We start from the raw sequence: 25,803 nt of genomic DNA on the forward strand, positions 1-25,803 counted from the left end.
CGACCCCGCAGGTCAACGATCAGCTCGCTGTCCGTCATCGCAGCAGACTAACCAGCCCCACCACGAGAATCACCGGTCAAAGAGACATGCTCTAGTCGGAGGGGCGAGACCCACCTCACCGAGTGGCCCGGACCCCAGCCCACTAAGCTGGGGTCCGGCCCGTTTCGCCTTCACACCTCAGTCGAGGAGCATTCCGTGATCGTTTTCTTCGAAGCTCTGCTTGTCCTGGTCTGTGTGGGCGTGCTCGCCTTCACCGGTCTCGCCGTGAAGAAGCTGTACCAGGGCCAGCGGTAACCACTTCTAGAGAACGCCAGAGCTGCTCATGATCGAGATTCCGTCCGACCTCAACCCGGACCTCGTCCCCCTCGCGTTCCTGCTCGGTACGTGGGAGGGCGCGGGCGTCTCCGACTTCCCCGGCGCCGAGAAGTGCAACTTCGGCCAGTCCGTGACGTTCAGCCACGACGGCCGGGACTTCATCGAGTACCACTCGCACTCCTGGGTCCTGGACAACGACGGCAACAAGGTCCGCCCGCTGGAGAGCGAGAGCGGCTACTGGCGGATCGACAAGGACCGCAAGGTCGAGGTCGTCATGGTCCGCGACCAGGGCATCGTCGAGATCTGGTACGGCGAGCTCGCCGACCAGAAGCCGCAGATCGACCTGGCGACGGACGCCGTCGCCCGGACCGCGGCCTCCGGCCCGTACAGCGGTGGCAAGCGGCTCTACGGCTACGTGAAGAGCGACCTCATGTGGGTGGGCGAGAAGGCGACCCCCGAGGTCCCGCTCCGGCCCTACATGTCGGCGCACCTGAAGAAGGTCGTCACGCCGGAGGAGGTCGCGGAGATGGCCCGCAACCTGCCCGACATGCCGGACGACGGCATCGCGTTCTTCCGCTAGGTCTGGGGTGACGCGCCGCGCCCTCCTACACTGGGGGGCGTGGTGAGCACCGACTGGAAGAGCGATCTGCGGCAGCGCGGCTACCGGCTGACGCCGCAGCGCCAGCTTGTGCTGGAAGCCGTGGACAAGCTGGAACACGCGACGCCCGACGACATCCTCGTGGAGGTCCGCAGGACGGCCTCCGGGGTGAACATCTCCACCGTGTACCGGACCCTGGAGCTCCTGGAGGAGCTCGGGCTGGTGAGCCACGCGCATCTGGGGCACGGGGCCCCGACGTACCACTTGGCGGACCGGCACCACCATCTGCACCTGGTCTGCCGGGACTGCGACGAGGTCATCGAGGCGGACGTCGAGGTGGCGGCCGAGTTCACCGGGAAGCTCCGCGAGACCTTCGGGTTCGAGACGGACATGAAGCACTTCGCGATCTTCGGCCGGTGCGCGGACTGCGCCGGGAAGGTCGCGGCCGCCGAGTCGTAGGCTCTTCTCATGAAGAGCCCTCTGCTGTCCCTGCCCGGTGCCGTCGCCGCCGAAGGCCGCGACGAAGGCGTCGCCGCCCACTACGGCGACCTGTTCCGCGAGCAGCGCGCCCTCGCCGGGGGGAACGGTTTCGTCGACCTCTCCCACCGCGGTGTCATCGCCGTCTCCGGTGACGACCGGCTGAGCTGGCTGCACCTGCTGGTCACCCAGTTCATGACCGACCTGCCGGCGGGGCGGGCCACCGAGGCGCTGATCCTCTCCGCGAACGGGCACATCGAGCACGCCCTGTACCTCGTCGACGACGGCGAGACGGTGTGGGCGCACGTCGAGCCCGGGACGCGCGAGGAGCTCGTCGCGTACCTGGAGTCGATGAAGTTCTTCTACCGGGTGGAGGTCGCCGACCGCACGGACGACATCGCCGTCGTCCACCTCCCGGCCGGTTCCGTCGCCGAGGCGCCCGAGGGCGTCGTCGTACGGGAGACCGCGCACGGCCGCGACCTGTTCCTGCCCCGCGCCGACCTGGAGTCCTTCGCGGCCTCGCACGGTCCGGCCGCCGGCATCCTCGCCTACGAGGCGCTGCGGGTCGAGGACCACCGGCCCCGGCTCGGCTTCGAGACCGACCACCGGACCATCCCGCACGAGGTCGGCCTCATCGGCAGCGCCGTCCACCTCCAGAAGGGCTGCTACCGGGGCCAGGAGACCGTCGCCCGGGTGCAGAACCTGGGGAAGCCGCCGCGCCGCCTCGTCTTCCTCCACCTGGACGGCAGCGAGGTCCTGCTGCCCGCCCACGGCACCCCCGTCCGCCTCGCGGCCGACGGCGAGGAGGGCCGGCAGCTCGGCTTCGTGACGACGGCCGTCCGCCACCACGAGCTGGGGCCGATCGCCCTCGCCCTGGTGAAGCGGAACGTGCCGGTGGACGCCCCGCTGATCGCCGGGACGACGGCCGCCGCGCAGGAGACCGTCGTCGAGCCGTAGGGGCCCGCCGCGGAGACCCTCCGCGGCGGCTCCCCGCTGCCGCGGGTCACACGTCGAGCAGTACCGTGAACGGGCCGTGGTTCGTGAGCGAGACGCGCATGTCCGCTCCGAAGCGGCCCGTCTCCACGTGGGCGCCCAGGGCGCGCAGTTGGGCGACGACCTCGTCGACGAGGGGTTCGGCGACCGGGCCGGGCGCGGCCGCGTTCCAGGTGGGGCGGCGGCCCTTGCGGGCGTCTCCGTACAGCGTGAACTGGGAGATGACGAGCAGCGGCGCGTTCACGTCGGAGCACGACTTCTCGCCCTCCAGCACCCGGACGGACCAGAGCTTTCTGGCCAATTGGGCGGCCTTCTCCGGGGTGTCGTCGTGGGTCACCCCCACCAGCACGCACAGCCCCTCGCCGGTGATCTCACCGACGGTCTCCCCTGCGACGACGACGCTCGCGCCGTCGACCCTCTGCACCACTGCTCGCATGCACACCAACCTACCGAGCGGGCGGCGGTCCGAAGGACGAGGGGCCGAACGGGTGCAGAGCGCCTGCACGCGCGCGTGCAGGAGTGGCACCATGCGTGAGAGGCGGTGCGGCTCCGCACCGGTCGAGGGGACGATTCTCATGAGTGCACCTGGCACCGGGCCGACGCCGTCCGGCCCCGTACCGCTGACCCGCTCCGGACATCCGGCCGGAGGAACGGGCGGAGGCCCCGTGACGCGTCCACCCGTGCAGCGGACCGCCGAGCCCGCCCTGCCGGACCCGGGGCGGCCCGACCTCGGCGCGCTGCGGCTGCCCGAGCTGCGCACGCTGCGGCGCGAGGCGCAGAGCGACGAGGCCGACCTGAGCTACGTGCGGCGGATGCTCCAGGGCCGGATCGACATCCTGCGGGCCGAGCTGGCGCGGCGGACCGACCCGGAGGCCCCGGTCCTCGACCGGCTCTCCGAGATCCTCGCCGACGTGCCGTCCCGGCACCGCAGCTCGGCCCGGCACGTGACGTTGTCGACGCCGCGCGGTGAGGAGTACCGGCGGCTCGCGACCGAGATGCTGTCGGAGGTCGAGCTGTCGGACCTGACGGCCCGGACGGACGACGAGCTGCACGCGGCGATGGGCCGGCTCGCCGGGTACGAGCAGCAGGTCTCGCGGCGCCGCCAGCACCTCCAGCGGACCGCCGACGACTGCAGCGCGGAGATCGCCCGCCGCTACCGCGACGGCGAGGCGCAGGTCGACGACCTGTTGGCATGAGCTCCGGCGGCCGCGAATCCGGCGGCCCGCCGGTGCGGCCCGCCGCCGGGGAAACTCGGATGCGGGGTGCCGGGCGCGTGCTTAGGGTCGAGAGATGAGTGTCGACGTGCGCACGGTGACGGAGCCCGAGTTCCCCGACTGGCAGCGGGCCCTGCGGACCGGGTTCCTCCGGCCGCCCGTCGTGTCGGACGCGGAGGCCGCGGACCGGCTCGCGCACGCGGACCTCGGGCGGACGCTCGGCGCCTTCGACCGGGGCCGGATCGTCGCCACCTTCCGGTCGTTCCGGCAGGAGGTCAGCACGGTCGGCGGCGGCAGCCTCACCGCGGACGCGATCACCCAGGTCACCGTCTCCCCGACGCACCGCAGGCGCGGTCTGCTCAGCCGGATGATGAGCGCGGACCTCGCCGCCGCGAAGGAGCGCGGGGACGCGATCGCGACCCTGATCGCCGCGGAGTACCCGATCTACGGGCGGTACGGCTTCGGTGCGGCGAGCTGGGCCGTCGAGTGGAGTGTGGACGTGCGTCGGGCCGGTCTCGACCCGCGCCGCTCGGGCCGCCCGGAGGACGGCGGACGGATCGACCTGACCGACGCGGACGAGATCCGCAAGACGGGTCCCGAGGTGCACCGGCGGCTGGCCGGCGTCCGTGCCGCGGTCACCCACCGCGAGACGCGCGACTGGGAGATCGGCACCGGCCTCGGCCACCAGAGCGAGCCGTGGCGGGAGCCGTACTACGCGATCTACCGGTCGGAGTCCGGCGAGGTCGACGGGTACGTGGCGTACGGCGCCGACGACAAGTGGGACGACACGAAGCAGCCGGTGAACACGGCGACCGTGCGGGACCTGATCGCCGCCACCCCGGCCGCCGAGCGCGCCCTGTGGCACTACCTCTGCTCGATCGACTGGATCTCCACGGTCCGTTCCGGCTACCGGGCACCCGACGACCCGCTGCCGCTGCTCCTGCCGGATCCGCGCGCGGCGAGGACGCTGACGTACGCGGACATGCTGTGGGTCCGGGTCCTGGACGTCGTCCGGGTCCTGGAGAGCCGGACGTATCCGGTGGAGGGGAGTCTCGTGCTCGACGTGCGGGACGCGGACGGTCTGGCCGGCGGGCGGTTCCGGCTCGACGCCTCCCCGGCGGGCGTGTCCTGTGTCCGTACCTCCGACTCGGCCGATCTCGCCTTCGACATCGGTGAGTTGAGCACGCTCGCGTTCGGTGACGAGTCGGCCGTACGGCTGGTGCGTCTCGGGCGCGTCGAGGAGTCGACGGCGGGCGCGGCGGTCCGCGCGGACCTGCTGTTCCGTACGCCGCTGCGGCCGTTCTCGCCCGACATCTTCTGAGCCGGTGCGCCGCCCCGGGGCTCCGTCCCCGGCCCCCGGCCCGGTGCTCACGTCCCGTACAGCGCGGTGAGTTCGGCGCCGATGCGGGCGAGGGCGGTGCGGGCCTCGGGCGGGTCGTGGAGCTCCACGCGGGCGCCGAGGCCGGCGAGCTGGGCCGCGATCACCTCGGGGGAGGGGCCGTCGGCCTCGATGGCGGTCCAGCCGTCCGGGGCCCGCTCCCCGTACCGCACGCGCCCGCCGAGCAGGCCCTCCAGGACCGGCTCGGTGCCGGGGGCGGCCCGTCCCCGTACCGTCGCGGCGACCAGCCGGTCCTCCATGCGGGCGGCGAGGGCGCGCCAGGCGGTGGCGAGGTCGAATCCCTCGGGCCGTACGACGGCGGCGCCGGTCTCGGCGACGGAGGTGACGCGGCCGATGCGGAAGGTGCGGAGGCCGCGGTCGGTGTCGGCGACGAGGTAGCGGACCCCGGCCTTCGCGGCGATCCCGAGCGGTGCCACGGTTCGCTCGCGCGGGTCCCGGCCGGGCCTGGCGTACCCGATCCTGAGCTCGCGCCCGTCGACCACCGCCCGCCGGACCGGGGCGAGCAGCGGCTCCTCCGTGTCCGTGCCCGCCCAGTCCGTGAGGTCGGCGATCCCGGCGCGGGCGGCGGCCTCGGCGCCGTCCCTGAGCGGCGCGGGGAGGGCCCGTACGAGCTTCCGCAGCGCGGTCCGGGTCTGCGGGGTCGCGCCGGCGTCGGGTCCCGTCGACAGGAACAGGTCGCGGATCTCGGGCGCCGTCAGTCCGGTCAGGTCGGTACGGGCTCCGCCGACGAGCGACCAGCCGCCGCCCTGGCCGGCCTGCGAATAGACCGGGACCCCGGCGCTCGCGAGCGCTTCGAGGTCCCGGCGGGCGGTCCGTTCGGACACGTCCAGTTCGGCGGCGAGTTCGGCGGCGGTGACCCGCTGCCTGGTCTGGAGGAAGAGCAGGGCGGCGACGAGTCGGTCGGCTCTCATGCCGCCATTGTCATCCGCCGGCTCGGCCCGTCGGCGCGGGCCGGGCGCAGGACGGTGGCGGCGACGCCCAGGGCGACGAGGAGGAGGCCCGTACCGACGGCGAAGGCCAGGTGGTAGCCGCCGGTCAGCGCTTCGGCGGCGGGGCGTCCGGCGGCGGTGAGGGACCCGGTGCGGGTGGCGGCCAGGGTGGAGAGGACCGCGACGCCGAGGGCCATGCCGATCTGCTGGGTGGTGTTGAACAGTCCGGACGCCAGGCCCGCGTCCGCCTCGTCGGCGCCCGACATGGCGAGCGAGGTGAGGGCGGGCAGGGCGAGCCCGAAACCGGCGGCGAGGAGCATCACCGGCAGCAGGTCGGTGGCGTACGAGGCGTGGACGGGGACGCGGGTCAGCAGGCCGAGGACGCCGACGAGCATGGCGATGCCGGTGAGCAGGACGGTCCGCTCGCCGAAGCGGGCGATGAGGCGGGCCGAGACGCCGAGCGACACCGCTCCGATGACGGCGGCCGCGGGCAGCATCGCGAGGCCCGTCTCGGCGGCTCCGTACCCCAGGACCTTCTGCAGGTAGAGGGCGACGAGGATCTGGAAGGAGAAGAGCGCGGCGACCATCAGCATCTGCACGACGTTCGCGCCGGCGACGGCGCGGGAGCGGAGGATCCGCAGCGGCATGAGCGGGTTCGCCGTCCGCGCCTGGCGGACGAGGAAGCCGGCCAGGAGGGCGAGCGCGAGGGCCCCGAGGCCCAGGGTGTGCGCCGAACCGGCCCCGTACTCCTCGATCTTGACGACCGCGTAGATGCCGGTCATCAGCCCCGAGGTGACGAGGAGCGCGCCGATGACGTCGGCCCCTGCCCCTGCCCCGGCTCCGGTCCCGGTCCCGAATCCCGTACCGCGGTCGGCGGGGAGGGCGCGCAGGGCGACGAGGAGCGTGGCGGCGCCGATGGGCAGGTTGACGAAGAAGATCCAGTTCCACGTGAGGGCGTCGGTGAGGACGCCGCCCGCGACCTGGCCGATCGACGCGCCCGCGGCGCCGGTGAAGCTGAACACCGCGATGGCCCTGGCGCGTTCGCGCGGCGCGGTGAACAGCGTGACCAGGATCCCGAGGCTCACCGCCGAGGCCATCGCGCTGCCGACGCCCTGCAGGAAGCGGGCGGCGATGAGGACGCCGGGGGACGCGGCGACACCCGCGAGGAGCGACGCCGCCGTGAAGATCCCCGTCCCCGCGAGGAACATCCGCTTGCGCCCGATCAGGTCCCCGAGGCGGCCGGCGAGCAGCAGCAGCGAGCCGAACGCGATCAGGTACGCGTTCACGACCCAGCTCAGACCGACGGGCGTGAACCCGAGGTCGCCCTGTATGGCCGGCATCGCGACGGTCACGATGCTCCCGTCGAGGACCGTCATCAGCATGCCGGTGGCGAGGACGCCGAGGGCGAGCTGTCGGGAGGGTGCGGTGGTGGTGCCGGTGGCAGGTGCGGGCATGGCGGGTCTCTCCTGTTCGCGGGAGGCAACAAGAGAGACGTTAGCAGAAGGTTTTGTTGCAGACTATTTTTTACGAAACCACTCCGCCGTTCCCTTGGTCGCCGGATCTGGCGATACGGCGGCCACTCCGCCCCCCTGCGCCGCCGGACCCGGCGTCCGCTCCGCCCTCCTCATGCCGGTGGGCCCGGTTGTCGCGTCCACCGCGCCACCGAGCCCACCGAAGTCGTTCCGGTCCCGCTCCGGACCCTCACCCCCGCTGCCGCGCCCTCCGTGCCGGCCTCGGGCCCTCCACCGGCGTCTCCAGATGGCCGGTCGCCAGCCGGTTCAACGCCCGGACCAGCACCGCGCGCTCGTCCTCGGGAAGCGACCCCAGAGCCCCCTCGTGCACCCCGTCCACGATCCTCTGGCTCTCCCGCGCGACCTTCGCCCCCTCCTCGGTCACCGCGATGATCCGCGCCCTCCGGTCCGTGCTCGACGGCCGCCGCTCCGCCAGCCCCGCCTTCTCCAGCGCGTCGACCGTCACCACCATCGTCGTCTTGTCCATGTCCCCGATCTCCGCGAGCTGCGCCTGCGTCCGCTCCTCCTCCAGCGCGTGCACCAGCACGCAGTGCATCCGCGCTGTCAGCCCGATCGCCCCCAGCTCCGCCGCCATCCGCGTCCGCAGGACATGACTGGTGTGGTCGAGCAGGTACGAGAGGTCGGGTTCGGTCCGGGTGGGTGCCATCGCGGTCATGCCCACCAGCGTAACGAGACTCGATCCGTCACGGATTATCGAGAAGCGGACGAGTGGTGTGCGTGGGCAGGATGGAGGCATGACGCCGCACACGTACGAGCCGCACATGCACGAGAAGGAGCGGCCCTCCACCGCCCCCGACGGCCTCCGGCCCCGGCTCTTCCTGGACGTCGACGGTCCGCTGATCCCCTTCGGGACGCGCGACGGCGCCGACCCGGCGTACCCGACGTACCCCCCGGCGCCGCCCGCCGCCGTGAGCCCGCTGCTCGCGCGGCTCGATCCCGCGCAGGGGGCGCGGCTCGCGGCACTGCCGTACGACCTGGTGTGGGCGACCACCTGGGAGGCGGATGCGAACGCCTGGGTCGCGCCCCGCCTGGGTCTGCCCGAACTGCCGCTGCTGCCGTGGCCGGACGGGCCCGAGGCGCCGGGGCTCCACTGGAAGACGCCGGCGCTCGTGGCCTGGGCCGCGGGGCGGCCGTTCGCCTGGGTGGACGACGAGATCGGCGCGGCGGACCGCGCGTGGGTGGCCGCCCACCACGCCGGGCCGGCGCTGCTGCACCGGGTGGACGCCCGGCGCGGGCTCACCGCCACGGACTACGCGACGCTCGCCGCGTGGGTCGGGTGAGCGTCGCGTAGGGGGTGGGGTGGGTCAGGGCTTGCGGGGCTGGTTGAAGCGGACCATGTTGCCGGCGGGATCGCGGAAGGCGCAGTCGCGGACGCCGTAGGGCTGGTCGACGGGCTCCTGGAGGACTTCGCCGCCGGCGGCGCGGATGGTCTCGAAGGTCTTGTCGACGTCGTCGGTCGAGAAGATGACGCCGCGGAGCATGCCCTTGGCGAGGAGTTCGGCGACGGCCTGGCGGTCGGCGGGGGAGGCGTTGGGGTCGGCGAGCGGCGGTTCGAGGACGATCTCCACGTCCGGCTGGTCGGGGGCGCCGACCGTCACCCAGCGCATTCCCTCGAACCCGACGTCGTTGCGGACCTCGAGGCCGAGGGCGTCGCGGTAGAAGGCGAGGGCCTTGTCGTGGTCGTCGACGGCGATGAAGCACTGCGAGAGTTTGACGTTCATGTCGCCGACGCTAAAACGCGGCGGCCGATTCCGCTTCTCGGATCCTGACCGGTTCGCCGGTCCTGCGCGGTGCGGCCTTGCCGGTCGGTACGCCGTTGTCGGCCGTCGCGCCCCGGCCGGCCCGCGTGCCGTGGCGCACCGGGCGGGTGAGGATCTTGGCGACGCAGGCCGGTATCGCGGCGCCGGTCTCGTGGCGGCGGGCGCGGTAGGCGCTGGGCGTCTCGCCGACGAGTTCCGTGAAACGGGAGCTGAAGGACCCGAGGGAGGTGCAGCCGACCGCGAAGCAGACCTCGGTGACGCTGAGGTCGCCGCGGCGCAGCAGCGCCTTCGCCCGTTCCACCCGCCGGGTCATGAGGTAGCTGTACGGCGTCTCGCCGTACGCGGCCCGGAAGCTGCGGGTGAAGTGCCCGGTCGACATCAGGGCCACCTTGGCCAGGGCGGGCACGTCCAGGGGTGACGCGTAGTCCCGATCCATGGTGTCCCGCGCGCGCCGCAGCCGTATCAGGTCCTCAAGGGTCACCTCACCAGCATCGCACGGTGCTGTCGTCCGGCCGCGGGTCGTCGTCCGGTGACACTATTGCAAGCGGCTGCTTGCAATAGTTAGCAGGAGCTGGCATGGTCGGGGCATGGCATCGCTCAACGTCGGCAATCTCGGTGAGTACCTCCGCGAGCAGCGGAGGACCGCGCAGTTGTCCCTGCGGCAGCTCGCCGACGCCGCCGGGGTGTCGAACCCGTACCTGAGCCAGATCGAGCGGGGGCTGCGGAAGCCCAGCGCGGAGGTGCTGCAGCAGGTCGCGAAGGCGCTGCGGATCTCCGCCGAGACGCTCTACGTGCGGGCGGGGATCCTCGACGAGAAGGAGCGGGAGGAGCTGGAGACGCGGGCCGTCATCCTGGCCGATCCCTCGATCAACGAGCGGCAGAAGCAGGTGCTGCTCCAGATCTACGACTCGTTCCGCAAGGAGAACGCCGCCGAGGCGGCAGCCGCAGCCGCAGCCGCCGCAGCGGAGGCCGCGACACCCGCCACCGCCGCCGAGGGCACCGCGTCGCCCGCCGACCGGACCCCCGCCGCGCCCGATGCCGAACCGACCTCGAGCTAGTACACGTCACACCGGGAGGACCACCAGCATGGCCATCATCGACGAACTGCGTACCCCTCTCTTCTTCGCCGCCGGCACCGCCGACCTCGTCGCGCAGCAGGCCAAGAAGGTTCCCGGCCTGATCGAGCAGCTCGCCGCCGAGGCGCCCGCCCGGATCGAGGCCGTACGGAAGACCGACCCGAAGGCCGTGCAGGAGAAGGTGACCGCGCAGGCCAAGGAGGCCCAGGTCACCGTCCAGTCGAAGTTCGCCGAGGTCGTCGGCGTCCTGGACACGGACCTGAAGAAGCTCGGCGAGACCGCCCAGGACCTCGCTCTGCGCGGGGTCGGCGTCGCCGCCGAGTACGCCGTGAAGGCGCGCGAGAAGTACGAGGAGGTCGCCGCGCACGGCGAGGAGGCCGTGAAGTCCTGGCGGGGCGAGGTCGCCGAGGAGATCGTCGAGATCGCCGTCGTCGTCGAGCCGGAGGCGGACGCGGAGCCGGAGGCCTCGGCGACCGAGCCGGAGACCGCGGAGGCGGCCGCCGCGAAGGCTCCCGCGAAGAAGTCCACCGCCCGCAAGGCTCCCGCCAAGAAGGCCGCGGCCGAGAAGGTCGCCGCCGAGAAGGAGTAGGCCGGGGCACCATTACGGGTACCTGGTGCGTTGTACCGGGTACCTTGGCCGCGAGGCGCTTTCTCTCCTCTTCCCTAGGCGGTGCTCAGCATGTTGCGCGCGGGATTCGACTCCCTTCTCTTCCTGGTGATCTTCCTGGTCTTCACCGGCTTCGCCGTCGCCGCGCTCGTCTTCGCCGCGATGGCGCGCGAGGACGCCTACCGCGCCGCCGAGAAGCAGACGAAGAAGTTCTGGTTGATCATCCTGGGCATCAACCTCGCCCTGAACCTGCTCCTGCCGATGCTGTTCCTGCAGATCGCCGGGCTCATCGCCGCCATCGTGTTCATGGTGGACGTGCGCCCCGCGCTCGCGCAGGTGTCCGGCGGCGGCCGGGGCCGCCGGGGCGGCGGCTCCAGCAGCGACGGGCCGTACGGCCCCTACAACGGCGGCCGCTAGCGGACCGCCGGCGCGGGGACCGACCGTTCCACGGCCCCGCGAGACGACGTACGGACAGGGCCTGGGGGGTTACCCCCGGGCCCTGTTCCTTTCCAGGGCCAGGACCGCGACGTCGTCGGTGAGCTCGCCGCCGTTCAGCGACCTGACCTCCGTGACGGCCGCCTCAAGGAGCTCCTCGCCGCGCAGGCCCGAGGTGAGCTGGCGGTTGATCATCGTGACCATGCCGTCCTGGCCGAGCCGGGGCGAGCCGGGGCCGTCCGAGCGGCCCTCGATGAGGCCGTCCGTGTACATGAGGAGGCTCCACGCCCCGCCGAGCTCCACCTGGCGGCGGGGCCAGCGGGCGCGCGGCAGCAGGCCGAGCGCGGGGCCGCCGTCCTCGTACGGGAGGAGCCGGGCGGCCCGGTCCTGCCGGGCGATCAGGGGGGAGGGGTGGCCGGCCAGGCAGAGGCCCGCCCGGCGTCCGTCGGGCGCGATGTCGACGGTGCAGAGCGTCGCGAAGATCTCCTCGCTCTCCCGCTCGTGTTCGAGGACCTGCTGCATGGTCGAGAGCAGTTCGTCGCCGCACAGGCCCGCGAAGGTGAGGGCCCGCCACGCGATCCGCAGCTCGACGCCGAGCGCGGCCTCGTCGGGGCCGTGCCCGCAGACGTCGCCGATCATGGCATGGACGGTGCCGTCGGGCGTGCGCACGACGTCGTAGAAGTCGCCGCCGAGCAGCGCGCGGGAGCGACCGGGGCGGTAGTGGGCCGCGAACCGCAGGTCGGAGCCCTCCAGGAGCGGCGTGGGGAGCAGTCCGCGCTCCAGCCGGGCGTTCTCCTGGGCGCGGAGGCGGGACTCGGCCAGCTTCACCTGGACGGCGTCGGCGCGCTTGCGTTCGACCGCGTACCGGATGGCCCGGCTGAGCAGCCGCCCGTCGAGCTCCTCGCGGAAGAGGTGGTCCTGGGCCCCGACCCGTACGGCCTCGGCCGCGAGCTCGGCGTCCGCCGAGGCGGCGAGGGCGAGGACGGCGTGGCGCGGGGCGAGGCGCAGGATGTGCCGCAGGGGTGCGAGCGGGTCGTCGCCCGCGGCGGCCCTGGGGCCGGGCAGGGAGAGGTCGACGAGGACGCAGTGGACGTCGTCGGTGAGGAGCCGCTCGGCCTCGGTGAGGTTGCGGGCGGTACGGATGCGGACCCGGGTGCCTGCGGCGTCGGCCGCGTCGAGCAGTTCGGGTACGGCGAGAGCACCCGCCGGGTCGTCCTCGACGACCAGGAGGGTGAGATCGGTGCGATCAGTGCGATCGGTGCCGGTGACGGTGGCTGTGCCTGTCATAGCGGTGGCGTCCATAGGGGTGGCCTCGCCGGGTCCCGCAGCTGCAGAGACGATTCTCTGACGCGGTAGCGATACGGGCATCGGTCCGGTTTTCCTTCCCTCCCCCCGAGGGTGATCAGGGCGCCGGGTGGCGTCCCGCCCGTCCCGGACCCTAGCGCTAGGGCGGTGCGCAGCGGAATGGTGATCGAGGAGCGGTCACCCGCGGCGCCCTTGGCATATGCCGCGGAAGGGGAGGTACTTGCCCCCGCGGGCCGCGCCGGAGGCCCCCGGTGCAATGAGAAACGTCACGCCCCACCGGCGCCGCGGGCCCGGACCTCCGCGGTGGGCCCGGTCACATCCCGTTCCGCCGGCCGGAGAGCTCCCCTCGCGGGGCACGCTCCCGTCACACCGGGCGGACGACGCCCAGGATCTCCATCGAGCCCGCGCCCGCGAGGGTCACGTTCCGGCCGGGGCGGGGCGCGTGCACGATCGCGCCGTTCCCGACGTACATGCCGATGTGGCTGGCGTCCTTGAAGTAGACGATCAGGTCGCCCGGTCGCATGTCCTTGATGTCCACGCGGGGGAGGAGCCGCCACTGCTCCTGCGAGGTGCGGGGGATGCCGAGGCCGGCCGCGCCCCAGGCGCTCTGGGTCAGCCCGGAGCAGTCGAACGTGCCCGGCCCCTCGGCGCCCCATTCGTACGGCTTGCCGATCTGGGCCGTCGCGAACGCGATGGCCTTCTTGGCCTCGGCCGTCGTGTCGCCCTTCAGACCGGCGAGGACGCCGGTGCCGAGCCAGGTCGTCTGGGCGCGGTACTGCGCCTGTTCCTCCAGACGCCGCAGCCGCTCCCGCTCCTCGGCGGCGAGCTCGGACTCCAGCTTCTTCGCCGCGGCGATCTTGTCGGTGATCTCCTTCTTCGCCTTGGCCTGCCGGACGCGGTTGGCCTCCAGCTTGGTCCAGTTCTCGCCGGCGTCCTTGGCGTAGACGTCCAACTGGGCCTGGGCGCGGTTCATTTCGCCGAGGAGGTCCGTGGTGGCCTTCGCCCCGGCCTTGAGCCGGCCCGCCGTGTCGAGGAAGAGCTGCGGGTCGTCGGTGAGGACGAGCTGCGCGCCGTCCGGGAGCCCGCCGTTGCGGTACTGGGCGCGGGCGGCGGCGCCCGCCCTGGCCTTGAGGGCCTCGATCCGCGCGCGGCCGGCCACGATCAGCCGGGCGACCTGGACGATCTCGGCGGACTGCTCCTTGGTCTTCTCCTCGGCCAGGTTGTACGCGTCGGTGGCGACGGCGGCCTGCCGGTACAGGCCGTCTATCTCCTTGCGCACCTCCTCCAGGCTCTTCTTCGGCGGCGGAGGCGGGAGCGGCGAGGCGGACGCCTGGAGGGTGAGCGCGGGCGAGGCCAGCACGGTCAGGGCGCAGATCATGGTGATCGCGGCAGTGGCGTGGCGGCGTCGGTTCACGAGCTCCCCCTCGAGTGAACAAATCTGATTTACCGTCAGTAACTTGTCGGTGACCTTGGCGATAGTGCCATGCGAAACCGGAAAGCAACAGGGGAAACAGGGGCCTGTCGGGCCTGCTCCCCCCAGGGGTGACGGGCGATGCGCCCGGGGCGTTCCCTACGTACCGGAAATTCGGCGGGAGTTGGGAAGAACGACGGCTGACGCGCGGCATCGGCCGTTCGACACGGGCTTTCCGTCACCTGCCCAAGGCACTGTCCTTCCGCCGCCGGCACCCCGTCCCCGGCCCAGGGCACTGCCCTTCCGCCGCCGGCACCCCGTCCCCGGCCCAGGGCACTGCCCTTCCGCCGCCGGCACCCCGTCCCCGTCCCCGGCCCCGGCTTTCCCTCACCCGCGTGGCGCCAGCGCCTCCCACCGCACCGTGACCTCGCCCTGTCGCCACCGCCGCGGCCCGTCCGCCAGCGGCCAGTCGGCGGCCAGGTCGCGGACGGAGCGGATCCACCGCTGCCGCGCGCCCAGGGAGGCGTACGGGGCGGCCGCGGCCCACGCGCGGTCGAAGTCCCGCAGGAAGGCGTGCACCGGCTCGCCCGGCACGTTGCGGTGGATCAGTGCCTTCGGCAGCCGCTCCGCCAGGTCCGAGGGGCGTTCGAGCGAGCCGAGCCGGGTCGCGAAGGTCACCGTGCGGGGCCCGTCCGCGTCGAGCGCCACCCACACGTGCCGGCGCCCGATCTCGTCGCAGGTGCCCTCGACCAGCAGGCCGCCGGGCGCGAGCCGCCCGCGGAGCCGCGCCCACACGGCCGCGACCTGCTCCTCGTCGTACTGGCGCAGCACGTTCGCCGCCCGGATCAGGGCGACCCGGCCGGGCACGGGCACCTCGAAGCCGCCGTGCACGAAGGAGAGGCCCTCGTGCTCGTACGGCTTCGCGGCCTCGACCCGGGCCGGTTCGATCTCGATCCCGTACAGCCGGGTGCGGGGCTCGGCGGTCCGCAGCCGGGCCAGGAGCTCGACGGCGGTCCAGGGGGCGGCCCCGTAACCGAGGTCGACGGCGAGCGGCGGTTCGGCGGAGCGGCGAAGCGCCGGGCCGTGGACGGCGGCGATCCAGCGGTCCATGCGGCGCAGCCGGTTGGGATTGGTGGTCCCGCGGGTCGGTGTGCCGACGGGGCGGGTGGTGCGCGGGGCCATGCCATGAGCGTACGGGGTGGGGGGAGGAGCGGCGGGAGGGGCTCGGCGCCCCCCGGCACGGCAACGAATTGGCAAAGCGCGCCCGCCGTCGGAAATGAAAGGGGCCATTCCGGTGTTGTGGCGGCTGGAGGACGTAGCACGCCCTCCTCGAGTCGTGCCCGAGACGGGCTCGACGCGCCGTTCGCCCCAGCTCAGCCAGCTCCACCCCAGCTCAGCCAGTTCCACCCAGCTCAGCCAGCTCCACCCCAGCTCAGCCCGCCAGCTCAGCCCCCGAGCGGAAGGACCGCCGACGTGAGCCAGTACGTGTCCCGGTTCGCCGGCACCCGGCACCGGCACCCGGCGCCGCCCAGGCTCCGGCTCCCCGGCCGGAACCGCGTCCCACGGCGGGTGGCCATGCTCAGCGTGCACACCTCGCCGCTGCACCAGCCGGGCACCGGCGACGCCGGCGGCATGAACGTCTACATCGTCGAGCTGGCCAGGCGCCTCGCCGCCATCGACATCGAGGTGGAGATCTTCACCCGGGCCACCACCGGCGGGCTGCCGCCGGTCGTCGAGCTGACCCCCGGCGTGCTCGTACGGCACGTGGACGCCGGCCCGTACGAGGGTCTGGCCAAGGAGGAGCTGCCGGCCCAGCTCTGCGCCTTCACGCACGGCGTCATGCAGGCGTGGGCGGGCCACCGCCCCGGCCACTACGACCTCGTCCACTCCCACTACTGGCTCTCCGGCCACGTCGGCTGGCTCGCCGCCGAGCGTTGGGGCGTCCCGCTCGTCCACGCCATGCACACCATGGCGAAGGTCAAGAACGCGGCGCTCGCCGAGGGCGACACGCCCGAGCCCGCCGCCCGGGTCATCGGCGAGACCCAGATCGTCTCCGCCGCCGACCGGCTGATCGCCAACACGGCCGAGGAGGCCGACGAGCTCGCCCGCTTCTACGACGCCGACCCCGGAAAGATCGCGGTCGTCCACCCGGGCGTGAACCTCGACCACTTCCGCCCCGCCGACGGCCGCGCCGCCGCGCGCGCCCGGCTCGGGCTCCCGCAGGACGCGTTCATCCCGGTCTTCGCCGGCCGGATACAGCCGCTGAAGGCCCCGGACATCCTGCTGCGCGCCGCCGCGCTGCTCCTGGAACGGGACCCCTCGCTGCGCTCCCGCATGGTCGTCCCGGTGGTCGGCGGCCCCAGCGGCAGCGGCCTCGCCAAGCCCGAGCAGCTGCAGAAGCTGGCCGCCCGGCTCGGCATCGCGGACGTCGTGCGCTTCCACCCGCCGGTGGGCCAGGACCGGCTGGCGGACTGGTTCCGCGCGGCCAGCGTCCTCGTCATGCCCTCGTACAGCGAGTCCTTCGGTCTCGTCGCGATCGAGGCGCAGGCGGCCGGCACCCCCGTCGTCGCGGCGGCGGTCGGCGGTCTGCCCGTCGCCGTGCGGGACGACGTGACCGGTTTCCTCGTCCAGGGCCACGACCCGGCGGACTACGCCGGCGCGCTCGCCCGGTTCGCGGCCGACCCGGACCTGTCGGCCCGGATGGGCGCGGCGGCGGCCCTGCACGCCGGGTCCTTCGGCTGGGACACGGCGGCCTCGGGCACGGCGGACGTCTACACGGCCGCCATGCACGACCACCGGCTGCGCGAGAACCGCCGTCGCGTACGCTCCCACCATGGCTGAGGACGAGGTCGAGGGCCGGGTCGAGGACCCGGCCGGGGACGTACGGCGGATCATCGAGTCCGCCTTCGACGACGCGGAGCTGGAGTGGGAGTCCCCCGAACCCGGCTCGTACGTCGTCAAACTCCCGGGCACGCGCAAGCTGTTCACCACGCTGTCGTTGCGCGCCGGCCGCCACTCGCTCTCCCTCAACGCCTTCGTCATCCGTCACCCCGACGAGAACGAGGCCGGCGTGCACCGCTGGCTCCTGGAGCGCAACCTCAAGCTGTACGGGGTGAGTTACGCGGTCGACGGCCTCGGCGACGTGTACCTCGCCGGCAAGCTCCCGCTCGCCGCGGTCACGCCCGACGAGCTGGACCGGCTCCTGGGCTCCGTCCTGGAGGCGGCGGACGGCGACTTCAACACCCTCCTGGAGCTGGGCTTCGCGTCGGCGATCCGGCGCGAGTACGCCTGGCGGGTCTCGCGCGGCGAGTCGACCCGCAACCTCGACGCGTTCAAGAACCTGGTCGCGAAGTCCGGCAACTGACCGACCTCAGGTCGGCAACCGACCGGCGGACGACGATCAACCGACCGGCAATCGATCCGTCCTGCCGCCCCGGGCACGTACCGGATCGACGACTACCTCCGGATCGGCCACGGCGGCGTCGTCCTCCCGTGCGCGTACGACTGCCGGGCCGAGGACGTGGTCGTCCGGCACGTCGGCAACGGCTTCGGGCTCGTCGCCGCCTCCTCCCGCACCCTGCGCGGCGGTCCCTCAGGCGCTGACGGAGGACGACCGCCCGGCGTCCCGGTCCGTGGCGTCCCCGGCGGCCGCCGCGGTCTCGACGGCCTGCCCCGCTCCGGCCTCGACGATCTCGACGGCCCCGGTGACCGCCACGCCCTCGGACACGGGGGCCGGCTCTTCGGCGAGGGCCTTCCGCAGCCGGGTGAAGTAGCCGGCGGCGGCGACGACGCCGATCGCGGCCGTCGCGGCCCACAGCACGTCGGGGCCGGGGCCGTCGACGATCGCGCCGGCGCCGATGGGGGCGACGAAACCGGCGACGGCCCAGGACATGCCCATCACGCCCTGGTAGCGGCCCCGGGCGTGCTCCGGGGCGAGGCGGGCGGTGGCGGCGGCGTTCGTCGGGACGTGGATCATCTCGCCGACCGTCCACACGACCACCGTCGCGGCGAAGGCGACGGAGGAGCCGGCGAGCGCCGTGGCGCCCGTGCCCAGGGCGAAGAGGAGCGCCGACAGCGTCAGCAGCGCCACCGGGGAGCGCTTGTCGGTCAGCTTGTTGACCAGCAGCTGGAAGGCGACGATCACGATGCCGTTGACGGCGATGACGACGCCGTACGCGGAGGGGGCCAGGCCCTCGCCGGCCATCGTCAGGGGCAGACCGATCCAGGGGGCGGTGAAGACGAGGCAGACGAAGAGGTTGAGGAGGACCAGCGTGCGGAACGGCGCGTCGCGCAGCACGGTCAGCATGCCGACCTTCTCCTCCGCGACCGGCTCGCCCTTCGCGTCGGCCGCGGCCTCGGGGCGGGTCTCCGGCAGCCGCAGGAAGACGATGACGGCGCACAGCGTGGTGGCGACGGCGTCGACGACGAAGAGGGTGCGGTAGCCGAGGAACGCCGCCGCGCCGCCGCCGATGGCGGCGATGGCGAAGCCGAGGTTGAGGGCCCAGTAGTTGAGGGCGTACGCCCGGCGCACGTCGTGGGCGGGGACCATGTCCGCGATGGTCGCGTTGATGGACGGCCGCACGGCCTGCATCGCCACGCCCATGAGGAGGACGACGGCGGCGATGCCCCAGGCGCTGGTGACGACGGCGAGCGCGGCGGCGCAGGCGGCGGCCGCCAGGTGCATCGTGATCATGGTGGGGCGCCGGCCCCACCGGTCGGTGAGCACGCCGCCGAGCGGCGAACCGGCGACGCCGCCGAGGCCGTGGAGCGCGACGACGAGACCGGCGAACCACGCGGAGTGCCCGAGCTCGACCGTCAGATAGAGGGAGAGGAACGTCAGGACGAAGGCCCCGGTCCGGTTGACCAAGGTCGACAGCCAGAGCCACCAGAAGCCCTGCGGGAAGCCGGAGACCGTCGTACGGGCTGATCGTCTGAGCGAATCGATGGTCATGTGTGGCGGTCCCCTGCTGTGCGTAAGCCCTGCATCCGGCTCTCGTAACTTACGCATCTCATACGCCGGACGCCAACGGATTGACGACGCGCGTCAATCGTCAGCGGTCGATTAGGCTCGTACGCATGGCCGACGCACCGTACAAGCTGATCCTCCTCCGCCACGGCGAGAGCGAGTGGAACGAGAAGAATCTGTTCACCGGATGGGTGGACGTGAACCTCACCGCGAAGGGTGAGAAGGAGGCGACGCGCGGCGGCGAGCTGCTCAAGGACGCCGGCCTGCTCCCCGACGTGCTGCACACCTCCCTCCAGAAGCGCGCCATCCGCACCGCGCAGCTCGCCCTCGAGTCGGCCGACCGCCACTGGATCCCGGTCAACCGCTCCTGGCGCCTGAACGAGCGCCACTACGGCGCCCTCCAGGGCAAGGACAAGGCCCAGACCCTCGCCGAGTTCGGCGAGGAGCAGTTCATGCTGTGGCGCCGCTCCTACGACACCCCGCCGCCGGCGCTCTCCGACGACAGCGAGTACTCGCAGGCCCACGACGACCGCTACGCGACGATCCCGCCGGAGCTGCGCCCGCAGACCGAGTGCCTCAAGGACGTCGTCGAGCGCATGCTCCCCTACTGGTACGACAACATCGTCCCGGACCTCCTCGCCGGCCGCACGGTCCTCGTCGCCGCCCACGGCAACAGCCTCCGCGCCCTCGTCAAGCACCTCGACGGCATCTCCGACGCCGACATCGCCGGCCTCAACATCCCCACCGGCATCCCCCTCTCCTACGAGCTCGACGAGAACTTCAAGCCCCTCAACCCCGGCGGCACCTACCTCGACCCGGACGCCGCCGCGGCCGCCATCGAGGCCGTCAAGAACCAGGGCAAGAAGTAGTAGCCCCGGCGCATCCCGTCCACGCAGCCCCCTGCTCGCCGTTTCCCGGCGGGTGGGGGGTTCTGCGTTGTGCGGTGGGTGTTCTGGGGGTGTACCAGGTCGGTGACATCGGGGGGTTCGGGGGTGTGGTGGGGGGCGGGGCGTTGCTACGTTCCGGGCAGGGGCGTGGCCGTGGGGCGGGCGCCGGGGCAGAGGGGGACTCAACCGTGGACGTCGACCGACTCAGACCTGTGTTCGTCGCGGTGGCGGCTGTCGTGCTGGCCGTCGTGCTCACCGGGTGTCAGGGGGACGGGGGTGCGGCGGAGGGCGCCGCGCCGGGGGCGAGTGCGACGGCCGTCGCGCCGGAGCCGGAAGGGACGAGTGAGGCGCCCGCGGAGACGGGGGCGGCGACGCCGGCGGTGAAGACGCCCGTCAAGGTGCCCGCGACGAAGCCCGCGGCGCCCAAGCCGAAGCCCGCGGCGCCCAAGCCCAAGCCGAAGCCGACGACCGGGGCGCCTGCCGCCGACTGCGTCACCGCGCCGCCGGTCCCGGAGGACTACGACCCGGACGAGTTCGCGCTGTACCGGATCGAGGAGCTCGACGGGAGCACCGGGAAGGTCAACCTCGTTCTCCAGCACGGGGCGTGGGGGTGCGGGGGCGTGGACACCGACGGCGGGCCGTTCGTGGTGAGCGGTGAGGAGAGCCGCTGGGCCCTCGACCAGGCCGCGTACGTCACGGTCACCAACCCGATCGTCACCAGCACCGAGAACCAGCGGATCGGGGTCCAGGAGCTCATCGACTGGGTCGCCGCGCATCCCGACTCGGGGCTCGTGTTCCGCTACCAGACCGGGGACGACGGGGCGATCCACCGCCTTGAGCAGGTCTTCACGCCGTAGGGGCGCCGTGCCGATCGGGCCGGACGGGTGAGGGCGAAACCTTCCGGCTGCGGTGCGCCGCTTGTGGGGCGGGGGGAGGGGTTAGGGGTGGAGTGACCTTGGTCGTTCCCACCGAAACGAGAACCTTCGTGCGTCTCCGCCACTCCGCCGCCGCCGTCTGCGGCGCGCTCGTCCTCACCGCCACCCTGGCCACGCCCGCGAACGCCGCCACGGGCGACTTCGGTTACGGGTTCGTCGGCATCAGCGGCGACCCGCAGCGGGTCACCCTGCACGACCCGGCCGGCGCCGTGTGCATCACCATCCCCGAGGCCGCGGACCCGGGTTCCTCGGAGCCCGCGTTCGCGCCGCACAACGACACCGACGCGTTCGCCGTCGTCTTCACCGAGCCCGACTGCACGGGCGACTCGTGGACCCTCCGCCCCCACGGCCGCCCGGCCACCGACCGCCTGAAGCTCCGCTCGGTGGTGTTCGTCAGCCCGTAGGGGTAGGGGGAGGGGGTTCGGCGGGTACGCCTCCCCGCCTCCCGCCCCTGGCCTCAAGGGGCGTCCCCTCTCGGATCAGAAGCCCTCGCACGCCTCCGCGCGGAAGTCGTCCAGGGAGACCGTCCTGACTTCGTCGCCCCGCTCGTACCGCACCTGACCGGGTACGAGCTTCGCCAGGTCGGCCGTCGTGAAGTGGACCGAGCCCGTGGACCAGGAGTTGTCCTCGGTCCAGCCGTAGAGGCCGTACAGCTGTCCGGGGACGAGGCTGCCGAGTGGCTTCTCCGCCGTCCAGCCGTCGGCGGGGGAGCCCAGGGACCAGCTGGTGAAGTCGGTGACCGGGGTGTCGTGGTTCCAGACGCCCGTGGCGTCCGGGGTGCCGGTGGCGTCACCGTCGTCGGGGTAGAGGAGCGCCCCTTCGATCCGGTCGTGGCACATCCGGATCACGCCGAGCGGCTCCCCGTCCGCCGTCACCGCGACGCCGGTGACCCCCGAGACCGGCACGGTGCAGCCGGCGAGGGCACCCAGGGCGGGGAGCACGGCGGCGGCCAGGAGTACGCGGCGCGGAGGGACGGTCATGGGCCCATCCTGGCGCGGTCCGATAATCGAGGGCGGAGAGAGCGGTGAATCGTTACCGTCCGACGCATGAATACGAGTACGTCCCTGCGCCTGGAGCCGGTCACCCCCGCCAACGTCGACGCCGCCCTCGCCCTGCGCGTCCACCCGCACCAGGAGCGCAACGTGGCGCCCGTCGAGCGCTCGCTCGCGGAGGCGTACGCCTTCGGGGAGACGGCGTGGCCGCGGCTGGTGTTCGACGGGGAGGAGCTCGTCGGCTTCGTGATGGCCTTCCTCGACATCCAGTGGGACGAGAAGAAGGACCCGGCCGACCGCCGCAGCGGCCTCTGGCGCCTGAACATCGGCGCCGGGGGACAGGGCAAGGGGTACGGGCGGTTCGCCGTCGAGGCCGTGCGCGACGAGTTGCTGCGGCGCGGTGAGCGGCGGCTGTACGTGACCTGGGAGCCGGGCGAGGACGGACCCGGCGCGTTCTACCGCCGGCTGGGCTTCCGTACGACCGGCGAGGTCAGCGGCGGTCAGACGGTCGGCGTGCTCGACATCGGGTGAGCGGAGGGGTGGGGCGCGGCCGCGGCCGCACCCCACCCCTCACGCGGTCAGCCCGAGCAGCCGCCGCACTGGCAGGGCGAGCCCGACTGGCAGCCGCAGCCGCAGCCCGAGCCGCAGCCGCAGGCGCCGAGCACCGGCAGGAACACCGCCTCGCGCGGCGCCTCCGCGCCGGACTCGGTCGTCATCGGGGACATCGGGGATTCGGCCATGAGGGTCCCTCCCTATTCGAGGCGTGCGTCGCCTCCCCCCATTGCATGCCCACTCGCGCGGGCGCATCAACGGCGCATCGGCGCCCGCGCGCCGATGCGCCCTCACCCGCCCCGCGCCCGCCCCCCGACCGTGTACGCGCCCCCCGACCGCGCCCGGCCCCCCCCCGACCGTGTACGCGCCCCCCGGCCACGTACACGCCCCCGCCGCACGTCCGCCGTGTGGTTACGCGCCCTCGACCGGGGCGTCCGCGGCCTGGAGCTCGTCGGCGTGCTCGCCCGTCACGAGGTAGACGACGCGCTTCGCGACGGACACCGCGTGGTCGGCGAACCGCTCGTAGTAGCGGCCGAGCAGCGTCACGTCGACGGCGGTCTCGATGCCGTGCTTCCAGCGGTCGTCCATGAGGTGCTGGAAGAGCGTGCGGTGCAGCAGGTCCATCTCGTCGTCGTCCTGCTCCAGCTGGAGCGCCAGGTCGACGTCCTTCGTGATGATGACCTCGGCGGCCTTCGCCATCAGGCGCTGCGCCAGCTGCCCCATCTCGAGGATCGTGGCGTGGAGGTCCCGCGGGACCGCCGTGTCCGGGAACCGCAGCCGGGCCAGCTTGGCCACGTGCTGGGCCAGGTCGCCGGAGCGCTCCAGGTCGGCGCTCATCCGCAGCGAGGTCACCACGATGCGCAGATCCGTCGCCACCGGCTGCTGGCGGGCGAGCAGCGCTATCGCCCGCGCCTCCAGGTCGTGCTGGAGGTCGTCGACCTTCTGGTCCGCCGCGATCACGCTCTCCGCGAGCTTCAGATCCGCGTCGAGCATCGCCGTCGTGGCGCGCCCGATCGCCGACCCGACGAGCCGGGCCATCTCGACCAGGCTCTCGCCGATCGAGTCGAGTTCCTCGTGGTACGCGTCCCGCATGGATGTCCCTCTCTACGCAATGCTCCGGGGTCCGGGTGGGGCTAAGGACCCCCACGTTGCCACGTTCGGCCCCCTACGCGTCCGGTTCCGACACCTGACGTGAACCGGCACTTTCCCCCAGGTGAACTCTGGGCGACACGCGCCACCGCCGCCGCCGGGCAAATGAACCGACCCCGTCTCCTCGGTGAACTCTGGGCGACGACTGTTCGAGCAGCCACTCGGACGGCTGGGAGAGTGTCCGTCGCCCCGCATAACCTTGTGGGCATGGACGTGAACGCGGCGGTCGCCGCATTGGCAGCGATCGCCGGAGTGTGTACCGGCGTGATCGCCATGTTGGCGTTCCGCTGGAGCGAACGCGACCACGCACGCCCCACCCGTACCTCCCTGCACACCGACGCCGTGCTCCCGCCCGGCGTCGACACCGTGCTGTCCGTGCTGCGCTCCTCCGCGGTCGTCCTCGACGAGAGCGACTCCGTGGTGAAGGCGAGCTCGGCGGCGTACGCGCTGGGCCTGGTCCGGGGCGGGAAGCTGGCCGTCGAGCCCATGCTCAACATGGCCCGCGACACCCGCCGCGACGGCGAGATACGGCAGGTCGAACTGGACCTGGCCCGGCGCGGCACCGGACGCGGCGAGGCCCTCGCCGTCTCCGCCCGGGTCGCCCCGCTGGGCTCGCGGCTCGTGCTGCTCCTGGTCGAGGACCTCACGGAGGCCCGCCGCATCGAAGCGGTGCGGCGCGACTTCGTGGCCAACGTCAGCCATGAGCTCAAGACGCCGACGGGCGCGCTCTCGCTGCTCTCCGAGGCCGTCATGGACGCCTCGGACGACCCCGAGGCGGTCACCCGCTTCGCCGGCCGCATGCAGATCGAGGCGACCCGCCTCACCAACCTCGTACAGGAGCTCATCGACCTCTCCCGCGTGCAGAACGACGACCCGCTGGAGGACTCCGAGCCGGTGTCCGTGGACGAGCTCGTCGCGGAGGCGATCGACCGCTCCCGGCACACGGCCACCACCAAGCAGATCACCATGGCGTCCGGGGGCACCGCCGACCTGCGGGTCTGGGGCAGCCGCGGCCAGCTCGCCGCCGCTCTCGGCAACCTCGTCGAGAACGCCGTCAACTACTCACCGGCCCACACCCGCGTCGGCATCGCGGCCCGCAAGATCGCCGCGCCCGGCGGCGACCTGATCGAGATAGCCGTCACCGACCAGGGCATCGGCATCCCCGACAAGGACAAGGAGCGCGTCTTCGAGCGCTTCTACCGCGTCGACCCGGCCCGCTCCCGCGCCACCGGCGGCACGGGCCTCGGCTTGGCCATCGTGAAGCACGTGGCCGCCTCGCACGGCGGGGAGGTCACCGTCTGGAGCACCGAGGGTCAGGGCTCCACCTTCACCCTGCGGCTGCCCGAGGCGGGCTCCGCACGGGACCGCCGGTCCGTCTCCTCCCCCACCCCTGATCTCATGACCGAACCGCTCCCCGCCCCGGAGGTCCTTCCGTGACCCGAGTGCTTGTCGTCGAGGATGAGGAATCCTTCAGCGACGCCCTGTCGTACATGCTCCGCAAGGAAGGCTTCGAGGTCGCCGTCGCGGCGACCGGGCCCGACGGTCTCGACGAGTTCGAGCGCAACGGAGCCGACCTCGTCCTCCTCGACCTGATGCTTCCGGGCCTTCCCGGTACCGAGGTGTGCCGCCAGCTGCGCGGCCGCTCGAACGTCCCGGTCATCATGGTGACCGCCAAGGACAGCGAGATCGACAAGGTCGTCGGGCTGGAGATAGGAGCCGACGACTACGTGACGAAGCCCTTCTCCTCTCGCGAGCTGGTCGCCCGCATCCGCGCGGTGCTCCGCCGCCGCGGCGAGCCGGAGGAGGTCACCCCGGCGGCCCTGGAGGCCGGCCCGGTCCGCATGGACGTCGACCGCCACGTGGTGACGGTCTCCGGCGGCAAGGTCGACCTGCCGCTGAAGGAGTTCGACCTCCTGGAGATGCTGCTGCGCAACGCGGGCCGCGTCCTGACCCGCATGCAGCTCATCGACCGGGTCTGGGGCGCCGACTACGTCGGCGACACCAAGACCCTCGACGTCCACGTCAAGCGCCTCCGCGCGAAGATCGAACCCGACCCCGGCGCCCCGCGCTACCTGGTGACGGTCCGCGGCCTCGGCTACAAGTTCGAGCCGTAGACCGCCCTCGCCGGGCCGGCACTGCCCTGCCCTGCCCGACACGGCAGTGCCCGACACGGCCCTGCCCGGCCCGGCGCGTAGACGCCCGGCCCGGCTCACGGGCGCGCAGAACGGCGCCTGTACGTGAAGAGGGGCGCCCCCGGCCGGGGGGCGCCCC

At 72.9% G+C, this 25,803-nt stretch carries 30 protein-coding genes; 17 read left to right on the forward strand and 13 right to left on the reverse strand.

The window, feature by feature from the left end:
- Nucleotides 1-322 precede the first annotated feature (322 nt).
- The 3 genes from ACFCY7_RS31065 to ACFCY7_RS31075 are packed head-to-tail and all read left to right on the forward strand — an operon-like array spanning nt 323 to nt 2,347.
- Nucleotides 323-895, forward strand: a complete 573-nt coding sequence (locus ACFCY7_RS31065; RefSeq protein ID WP_033203771.1) for an FABP family protein — start codon at nt 323-325, stop codon at nt 893-895.
- 39 nt (nt 896-934) lie between these two features.
- Nucleotides 935-1,372, forward strand: a complete 438-nt coding sequence (locus tag ACFCY7_RS31070; RefSeq protein WP_376489391.1) for a Fur family transcriptional regulator — start codon at nt 935-937, stop codon at nt 1,370-1,372.
- 9 nt (nt 1,373-1,381) lie between these two features.
- The gene (locus tag ACFCY7_RS31075) at nt 1,382-2,347 is read left to right on the forward strand and encodes a YgfZ/GcvT domain-containing protein (protein ID WP_376489392.1); all 966 of its coding nucleotides are present in this window, start codon (nt 1,382-1,384) and stop codon (nt 2,345-2,347) included.
- Nucleotides 2,348-2,393: 46 nt separating this feature from the next.
- Here the strand turns inward: ACFCY7_RS31075 and dtd are convergent, their stop codons facing one another.
- A complete protein-coding gene (dtd, locus tag ACFCY7_RS31080) occupies nt 2,394-2,819 on the reverse strand; it encodes a D-aminoacyl-tRNA deacylase (RefSeq protein ID WP_376489393.1) in 426 nt (141 codons plus the stop codon).
- A gap of 139 nt (nt 2,820-2,958) precedes the next feature.
- Between dtd and ACFCY7_RS31085 the strand changes: the two genes are divergently transcribed.
- Together ACFCY7_RS31085 and ACFCY7_RS31090 are read left to right on the forward strand one after the other, a co-directional pair.
- Entirely contained in the window at nt 2,959-3,579 is a 621-nt protein-coding gene (locus ACFCY7_RS31085; RefSeq protein WP_376489394.1) for an ABC transporter substrate-binding protein, read from the forward strand.
- A gap of 94 nt (nt 3,580-3,673) precedes the next feature.
- Complete coding sequence (locus ACFCY7_RS31090; protein ID WP_376489395.1) at nt 3,674-4,918, forward strand: GNAT family N-acetyltransferase; 1,245 nt, start codon at nt 3,674-3,676, stop codon at nt 4,916-4,918.
- A gap of 47 nt (nt 4,919-4,965) precedes the next feature.
- On the opposite strand, the gene ACFCY7_RS31095 is transcribed toward ACFCY7_RS31090, so the two are convergent.
- The 3 genes from ACFCY7_RS31095 to ACFCY7_RS31105 all read right to left on the reverse strand — a co-directional run bounded on the left by ACFCY7_RS31095 (nt 4,966) and on the right by ACFCY7_RS31105 (nt 8,112).
- Nucleotides 4,966-5,907, reverse strand: coding sequence for a helix-turn-helix transcriptional regulator (locus ACFCY7_RS31095; protein ID WP_376489396.1), 942 nt, complete (start codon nt 5,905-5,907; stop codon nt 4,966-4,968).
- Nucleotides 5,904-7,379 carry an MFS transporter gene (locus ACFCY7_RS31100; RefSeq protein ID WP_376489397.1) on the reverse strand — a complete coding sequence of 492 codons (1,476 nt, stop codon included), beginning with the start codon at nt 7,377-7,379 and terminating at the stop codon, nt 5,904-5,906. Before ACFCY7_RS31100 ends, ACFCY7_RS31095 begins: the two co-directional genes overlap by 4 nt.
- A gap of 247 nt (nt 7,380-7,626) precedes the next feature.
- The gene (locus ACFCY7_RS31105) at nt 7,627-8,112 is read right to left on the reverse strand and encodes a MarR family winged helix-turn-helix transcriptional regulator (RefSeq protein ID WP_376489398.1); all 486 of its coding nucleotides are present in this window, start codon (nt 8,110-8,112) and stop codon (nt 7,627-7,629) included.
- A 106-nt stretch (nt 8,113-8,218) separates the two neighbouring features.
- On the opposite strand from ACFCY7_RS31105, the gene ACFCY7_RS31110 reads away from it, so the two are divergent.
- Nucleotides 8,219-8,737, forward strand: a complete 519-nt coding sequence (locus ACFCY7_RS31110) for a hypothetical protein (RefSeq protein WP_376489415.1) — start codon at nt 8,219-8,221, stop codon at nt 8,735-8,737.
- A 24-nt stretch (nt 8,738-8,761) separates the two neighbouring features.
- Here the strand turns inward: ACFCY7_RS31110 and ACFCY7_RS31115 are convergent, their stop codons facing one another.
- Nucleotides 8,762-9,178, reverse strand: coding sequence for a VOC family protein (locus tag ACFCY7_RS31115; RefSeq protein WP_376489399.1), 417 nt, complete (start codon nt 9,176-9,178; stop codon nt 8,762-8,764).
- Between the two features lie 10 nt (nt 9,179-9,188).
- Nucleotides 9,189-9,653, reverse strand: a complete 465-nt coding sequence (locus ACFCY7_RS31120) for a helix-turn-helix transcriptional regulator (RefSeq protein WP_376489416.1) — start codon at nt 9,651-9,653, stop codon at nt 9,189-9,191.
- Nucleotides 9,654-9,804: 151 nt separating this feature from the next.
- On the opposite strand from ACFCY7_RS31120, the gene ACFCY7_RS31125 reads away from it, so the two are divergent.
- The 3 genes from ACFCY7_RS31125 (at nt 9,805) to ACFCY7_RS31135 (ending at nt 11,317) form a co-directional block, all read left to right on the forward strand.
- Entirely contained in the window at nt 9,805-10,275 is a 471-nt protein-coding gene (locus tag ACFCY7_RS31125; protein WP_376489400.1) for a helix-turn-helix domain-containing protein, read from the forward strand.
- A 28-nt stretch (nt 10,276-10,303) separates the two neighbouring features.
- Entirely contained in the window at nt 10,304-10,882 is a 579-nt protein-coding gene (locus ACFCY7_RS31130; protein WP_376489401.1) for a hypothetical protein, read from the forward strand.
- 90 nt (nt 10,883-10,972) lie between these two features.
- Nucleotides 10,973-11,317, forward strand: coding sequence for a DUF2516 family protein (locus tag ACFCY7_RS31135; protein ID WP_376489402.1), 345 nt, complete (start codon nt 10,973-10,975; stop codon nt 11,315-11,317).
- A 69-nt stretch (nt 11,318-11,386) separates the two neighbouring features.
- Here the strand turns inward: ACFCY7_RS31135 and ACFCY7_RS31140 are convergent, their stop codons facing one another.
- From ACFCY7_RS31140 to ACFCY7_RS31150, 3 genes are all read right to left on the reverse strand, one after another.
- Nucleotides 11,387-12,622: a PP2C family protein-serine/threonine phosphatase gene (locus tag ACFCY7_RS31140; RefSeq protein ID WP_376489403.1), complete on the reverse strand. Its 1,236-nt coding sequence runs from the start codon at nt 12,620-12,622 to the stop codon at nt 11,387-11,389.
- Nucleotides 12,623-13,004: 382 nt separating this feature from the next.
- The gene (locus tag ACFCY7_RS31145; RefSeq protein ID WP_376489404.1) at nt 13,005-14,054 is read right to left on the reverse strand and encodes a C40 family peptidase; all 1,050 of its coding nucleotides are present in this window, start codon (nt 14,052-14,054) and stop codon (nt 13,005-13,007) included.
- 384 nt (nt 14,055-14,438) lie between these two features.
- Nucleotides 14,439-15,233, reverse strand: a complete 795-nt coding sequence (locus ACFCY7_RS31150) for a class I SAM-dependent methyltransferase (protein ID WP_376489405.1) — start codon at nt 15,231-15,233, stop codon at nt 14,439-14,441.
- A gap of 291 nt (nt 15,234-15,524) precedes the next feature.
- On the opposite strand from ACFCY7_RS31150, the gene mshA reads away from it, so the two are divergent.
- Both mshA and ACFCY7_RS31160 read left to right on the forward strand, forming a co-directional pair.
- Nucleotides 15,525-16,892 carry a D-inositol-3-phosphate glycosyltransferase gene (gene mshA, locus ACFCY7_RS31155; RefSeq protein WP_376489406.1) on the forward strand — a complete coding sequence of 456 codons (1,368 nt, stop codon included), beginning with the start codon at nt 15,525-15,527 and terminating at the stop codon, nt 16,890-16,892.
- Complete coding sequence (locus tag ACFCY7_RS31160; RefSeq protein ID WP_376489407.1) at nt 16,885-17,415, forward strand: YbjN domain-containing protein; 531 nt, start codon at nt 16,885-16,887, stop codon at nt 17,413-17,415. Before mshA ends, ACFCY7_RS31160 begins: the two co-directional genes overlap by 8 nt.
- Nucleotides 17,416-17,643: 228 nt before the next feature.
- Here ACFCY7_RS31160 and ACFCY7_RS31165 read toward each other — a convergent pair whose 3' ends face one another.
- Nucleotides 17,644-19,002, reverse strand: coding sequence for an MDR family MFS transporter (locus ACFCY7_RS31165; RefSeq protein ID WP_376489408.1), 1,359 nt, complete (start codon nt 19,000-19,002; stop codon nt 17,644-17,646).
- A gap of 125 nt (nt 19,003-19,127) precedes the next feature.
- On the opposite strand from ACFCY7_RS31165, the gene ACFCY7_RS31170 reads away from it, so the two are divergent.
- The 3 genes from ACFCY7_RS31170 (at nt 19,128) to ACFCY7_RS31180 (ending at nt 21,243) form a co-directional block, all read left to right on the forward strand.
- Nucleotides 19,128-19,886 (forward strand): phosphoglyceromutase, encoded by a 759-nt coding sequence (locus ACFCY7_RS31170; protein ID WP_376489409.1) that lies wholly within the window; start codon nt 19,128-19,130, stop codon nt 19,884-19,886.
- A gap of 206 nt (nt 19,887-20,092) precedes the next feature.
- Entirely contained in the window at nt 20,093-20,761 is a 669-nt protein-coding gene (locus tag ACFCY7_RS31175) for a hypothetical protein (protein WP_376489410.1), read from the forward strand.
- 128 nt (nt 20,762-20,889) lie between these two features.
- Nucleotides 20,890-21,243 carry a hypothetical protein gene (locus ACFCY7_RS31180; protein WP_376489411.1) on the forward strand — a complete coding sequence of 118 codons (354 nt, stop codon included), beginning with the start codon at nt 20,890-20,892 and terminating at the stop codon, nt 21,241-21,243.
- 75 nt (nt 21,244-21,318) lie between these two features.
- Here the strand turns inward: ACFCY7_RS31180 and ACFCY7_RS31185 are convergent, their stop codons facing one another.
- Nucleotides 21,319-21,819 carry a hypothetical protein gene (locus ACFCY7_RS31185; protein ID WP_376489412.1) on the reverse strand — a complete coding sequence of 167 codons (501 nt, stop codon included), beginning with the start codon at nt 21,817-21,819 and terminating at the stop codon, nt 21,319-21,321.
- A 66-nt stretch (nt 21,820-21,885) separates the two neighbouring features.
- Here ACFCY7_RS31185 and ACFCY7_RS31190 point away from each other — a divergent pair, with 66 nt between their 5' ends.
- Complete coding sequence (locus ACFCY7_RS31190; protein ID WP_376489413.1) at nt 21,886-22,362, forward strand: GNAT family N-acetyltransferase; 477 nt, start codon at nt 21,886-21,888, stop codon at nt 22,360-22,362.
- 47 nt (nt 22,363-22,409) lie between these two features.
- On the opposite strand, the gene ACFCY7_RS31195 is transcribed toward ACFCY7_RS31190, so the two are convergent.
- Both ACFCY7_RS31195 and phoU read right to left on the reverse strand, forming a co-directional pair.
- Nucleotides 22,410-22,571 carry a hypothetical protein gene (locus ACFCY7_RS31195; RefSeq protein WP_017242430.1) on the reverse strand — a complete coding sequence of 54 codons (162 nt, stop codon included), beginning with the start codon at nt 22,569-22,571 and terminating at the stop codon, nt 22,410-22,412.
- Between the two features lie 223 nt (nt 22,572-22,794).
- Nucleotides 22,795-23,475, reverse strand: a complete 681-nt coding sequence (phoU, locus tag ACFCY7_RS31200) for a phosphate signaling complex protein PhoU (protein WP_033203724.1) — start codon at nt 23,473-23,475, stop codon at nt 22,795-22,797.
- Between the two features lie 264 nt (nt 23,476-23,739).
- On the opposite strand from phoU, the gene ACFCY7_RS31205 reads away from it, so the two are divergent.
- Both ACFCY7_RS31205 and ACFCY7_RS31210 read left to right on the forward strand, forming a co-directional pair.
- Nucleotides 23,740-24,969, forward strand: coding sequence for a sensor histidine kinase (locus ACFCY7_RS31205; protein ID WP_376489414.1), 1,230 nt, complete (start codon nt 23,740-23,742; stop codon nt 24,967-24,969).
- Nucleotides 24,966-25,646, forward strand: a complete 681-nt coding sequence (locus ACFCY7_RS31210) for a response regulator transcription factor (protein ID WP_017242433.1) — start codon at nt 24,966-24,968, stop codon at nt 25,644-25,646. The genes ACFCY7_RS31205 and ACFCY7_RS31210 overlap by 4 nt, the downstream gene beginning before the upstream one ends.
- Nucleotides 25,647-25,803 lie beyond the last annotated feature (157 nt).

The organism is Streptomyces sp. NPDC056361 (genome assembly GCF_042262805.1).
Lineage (GTDB): Bacteria > Actinomycetota > Actinomycetes > Streptomycetales > Streptomycetaceae > Streptomyces.